This is a genomic window from Nocardiopsis sp. TNDT3 (genome assembly GCF_003427465.1).
Taxonomy (GTDB): Bacteria; Actinomycetota; Actinomycetes; order Streptosporangiales; family Streptosporangiaceae; genus Nocardiopsis; species Nocardiopsis dassonvillei.
Genome location: NZ_QPFC01001089.1, coordinates 1 through 3,992 on the forward strand (window position 1 = coordinate 1; position 3,992 = coordinate 3,992).

Annotated in this window: 4 protein-coding genes; all 4 read left to right on the forward strand. The window is 71.6% G+C overall.

Features of this window, described 5'->3' with window-relative positions:
• A partial coding sequence (locus DQW06_RS24180) for a class I SAM-dependent methyltransferase (RefSeq protein WP_157983588.1) occupies nt 1-628 on the forward strand: 628 nt, incomplete at its 5' end.
• 123 nt (nt 629-751) lie between these two features.
• Nucleotides 752-1,312 carry a TrmH family RNA methyltransferase gene (locus DQW06_RS24185; RefSeq protein WP_051104316.1) on the forward strand — a complete coding sequence of 187 codons (561 nt, stop codon included), beginning with the start codon at nt 752-754 and terminating at the stop codon, nt 1,310-1,312.
• Between the two features lie 238 nt (nt 1,313-1,550).
• Nucleotides 1,551-2,933 (forward strand): hemolysin family protein, encoded by a 1,383-nt coding sequence (locus DQW06_RS24190; protein WP_013152975.1) that lies wholly within the window; start codon nt 1,551-1,553, stop codon nt 2,931-2,933.
• Nucleotides 2,930-3,940, forward strand: a complete 1,011-nt coding sequence (locus DQW06_RS24195; protein WP_013152974.1) for a hemolysin family protein — start codon at nt 2,930-2,932, stop codon at nt 3,938-3,940. Before DQW06_RS24190 ends, DQW06_RS24195 begins: the two co-directional genes overlap by 4 nt.
• The last annotated feature ends 52 nt before the right edge of the window (nt 3,941-3,992 follow it).

Consider the following 3,992-nt stretch of genomic DNA (forward strand, 5'->3'; position numbering starts at 1 on the left):
CCCCTCCACCGCCGACCTGGTCCTGCCGGACCTGCACCTGCGGCTGCGCACCGACCGTGGCGTGTTCTCCCCCGACAAGGTCGACCTCGGCACGCGGGTGCTGCTGGAGTCGGTCCCGCCGCCGCCCGAGGGCGGGCGCCTGCTCGACCTGGGCTGCGGCTACGGGCCCATCGCGCTGACGATGGCCTCGCGCGCGCCGGGGGCGCGGGTGCTGGGCGTGGACGTCAACGCGCGGGCCGTGGGGCTGGCGCGGCGCAACGCCGCCGAGCACGGGCTGGACAACGCGCGGTTCGCGGTGGTGGAGCCCGAGGGCGGGCTGTCGGTGGAGCGGGGCGCGTCCGGGGAGGGCGCGCCAGCGCGGGACGACGTGACCGCCCAGGACCTGCTGGGCCCCTTCGACGCGGTGTGGTCCAACCCGCCCATCCGGGTGGGCAAGGGCGTGCTGCACTCCATGCTGCGCACGTGGCTGGGGCGGCTCACCCCCGAGGGCGTCGCCCACCTCGTGGTCCAGCGCCACCTGGGCTCGGACTCGTTGCAGAAGTGGCTGGACGAGCAGGGCCTGCCCGCCGAACGGGTGGCCTCCCGAGCGGGTTTCCGGGTGCTCGCGGTGCGCCGTTCCGTGGCTTGACGCGGCTTTTGCCGTGGTGTGTCACGGGTCATGCGTGCGCCCACGCACGGTGACCTGTACTCTGTGGCGAACAGATGGCCTCCGGGACCAGCCCGGGAACACCCGCCGAGGAAAACACCGCAGTTGAGCACGCAGTTGCGTCCCACGGACGTCAAACGCCTGAACCGCCAGTGGCGCAGGCGCACCGAGGGGCGACTCGCCCTTCTCGTCGAATCGGTCACCCAGCCCTACAACCTGGGCTCGATCCTGCGCACGGCTGCGACCTTCGGTGTCGACCAGCTCTGGTTGACCGGCAACAGCGCCGACCCCGACGACCCCAAGGTCGGCAAGACCGCCCTGGGCACCGCCGCCAAGGTCGAGCACACCCGGATGGCCTCCACCGCCGACGCCCTGGCCGCCGCACGCGCGGACGGGTACCGGGTGGTCGCGGTCGAGCTGGCCTCCGGCGCGCTCCCGCTGCACGCGGCTCCCCTGGAGCCGGACGTGTGCCTGGCCGTGGGCGCCGAGGACCACGGATGCTCCCCCGCCCTGCTGGCGGGCGCGGACGCCGTCACCTACGTTCCCCAGATCGGACGGGTGGGATCGCTCAACGTGGCCGTGGCCACCGCGATCGCGCTCTCCGAGGCCCGCCGCCGGGAGTGGGCCGGGCTCGGCGGGGAGGCCGACGCCCCCGCCGGGAGCTGACCGCTCCGAAACATCCGCCGCCGGGGAACAACCGCCCCAGGCCGATCGTCTTTATTCCTGGTAGTCACATATCACCACAAAGCGCAACAGGCGCAGAGAGAGGAACAGTGGACCCGTCCCGAAGTACCGGCAGCGTCCTGAACGGACGCTGCGACACAGACGACGAGCCCCCTTCTACGAAGGGTGCGCACCCTCGTAGGAGTCCGAGCCCGAAGCGGAACCAGGCGGTGCGTGCCCGATGATGAGCACCATCCTCAGTATCGCCTTCGGGATCGTGGTGGTCTTCCTGATCACCGTGGCGACGGGTTACTTCGTCGCCCAGGAGTTCGGTTACATGGCCGTGGACCGCTCGCGACTGCGGGCGAAGGCGGCGGCCGGGGACGCCGGGGCCCAGAGGGCCCTGGGCATCACCAACCGGACGTCCTTCATGCTCTCCGGTGCCCAGCTGGGCATCACCGTGACCGCCCTGCTGGTGGGTTACGTGGCCGAGCCCATGATCGGCGAGGGCGTCGGTGAGCTGCTCGGCCTCGCCGGAATCCCCACGGGGACGGGCGTGGCCATCGGCACCGTCCTGGCCCTGCTCTTCTCCACCGTCGTGCAGATGGTCTTCGGAGAGCTCTTCCCCAAGAACCTGGCCATCGCCCGGCCCGAGCCGGTCGCGCGCTGGCTGGCGCTGTCCACGGGGATCTACCTGAAGATCTTCGGCCCGGTCATCTGGCTGTTCGACCAGGCGGCGATCCTGCTGCTCAAGGCGGTGCGGATCGAACCGGTCGAGGACGTCCAGCACGCGGCGACCGCGCGCGACCTGGAGAGCATCATCGCCGAGTCCAAGGCCAGCGGCGACCTGCCGCCGGAGCTGTCCACCCTGCTGGACCGCACCCTGGACTTCCACGAGCGCACCGCCGGACACGCGATGATCCCGCGTCCGGAGGTGGCCACGGTGGAGGAGGGCGACCCGGTCAGCCGGGTCGTGGAGCTGATGGCCTCCGACCACTCGCGCTTCCCGGTGCTGGGTGACGGCGTGGACGACATCGTCGGCGTCATCTGCCTGCGCGACGTGCTCGCGCTGGGCGACCGGGACCTGGCCAACACCAAGGTCAGCGAGGTGGCGCGGCCCACCGTGATGCTTCCCGCGTCGCTGCCGCTGCCCTCCGCGCTGAGCCAGCTGCGCGAGGCGGGCGAGGAGTTCGCCTGCGTGGTGGACGAGTACGGCGGCCTGGCCGGGGTCATCACGACCGAGGACCTGGCCGAGGAGCTGGTCGGCGAGATCGCCGACGAGCACAGCCCCGCGGAGGAGTCCCCCTCCTACCTGGAGGGCGAGGGCTCCTACCTGGTCCCGGGCGCTCTGCACATCGACGAGGTCGAGCGGCTGCTCGGCCACGACCTGCCCGAGGGGGACTACGAGACCCTGGGCGGTCTGGTGGTGCACGAGCTGCACCGGCTCCCCGAGGCCGGTGACAGGGTCTCCATCGCCCTGCCCCGACCGCCCAGCGCGCACGACGAGGACCCCGACATGGGGCTGACCATGGTCGTCAGCGCGGTGCAGAGGCACGTTCCGCACACCGTGGAGCTGCGTCTGCACGAGGTGCAGGGCAACGAGTCGCAGGAGGCGTCGGCATGAGTGACATGAACGTGTGGGTGGCGCTCGCGCTGACCGCGGTGATCATCGCGCTGAGCGCCTTCTTCGTGGCGATCGAGTTCGCCCTGGTGGCGGCGCGCCGCTACCGGCTGGAGGAGGCCGCCGAGTCCAGCTTCTCGGCACGGGCCGCGGTCAGGAGCGCCCGCGACCTGTCGCTGCTGCTGGCCGGTTCGCAGCTGGGGATCACCCTGTGCGCCCTGGCGCTGGGCGCGATCTCCAAGCCCGCCGTCCACCACATGCTGGAGCCGCTGTTCGGCGGCCTGCCGGCGGCGGTGGGCTACGTGGTCTCGTTCGTGCTGTCGCTGATCGTGGTGACCTTCCTGCACCTGGTGGTGGGTGAGATGGCGCCCAAGTCCTGGGCGATCTCGCACCCGGAGAAGTCGGCGATCATGCTGGCCGTGCCGATGCGGGCGTTCATGTGGTTCACCCGTCCGCTGCTGCTGATGCTCAACGGCATGGCCAACTGGTGCCTGCACCGGCTGGGCGTGGAGGCGGTGGACGAGATGTCGTCCGGGCACGGTCCCGACGACGTGCGCGAGCTGGTGGAGCACTCGGCCAAGGCCGGTGCGCTCGACCCCGAGCGCCGCGCCCAGCTGGCCACGGCGCTGGAGGTCAACTCCCGTCCGCTGAGCGAGATCGTGACACCGCGCGAGGAGATCGCGTCGGTGTCCCCGAACTCGACGGTGGACGACATCAAGCAGGTGTCGCGGGAGTCCACGCACCTGCGCCTGGTGGTGATGGACGGCACCGAACCCGTGGGCGTGCTGCACGTGCGCGAGGCGCTGACGGGCCCGGAGGGGACCACCGCGGCCGACCTGATGCGGCCGGTGCTCACCCTGGCCGCGGAGACGCCGATGTACGCGGCGATGGGCATCATGCGGGAGAGCCGCAGCCACCTGTCCCTGGTGGAGACGGACGGCGAGGTGATCGGCCTGGTCACCCTCCAGGACATCCTGGACCGCCTGCTGCTGCTGGACACGGCCGCCTGAGCGGGGCCGTGAGGCCGTGAGGGGCCGGGAGGGGGATCCCCCTCCCGGCCCC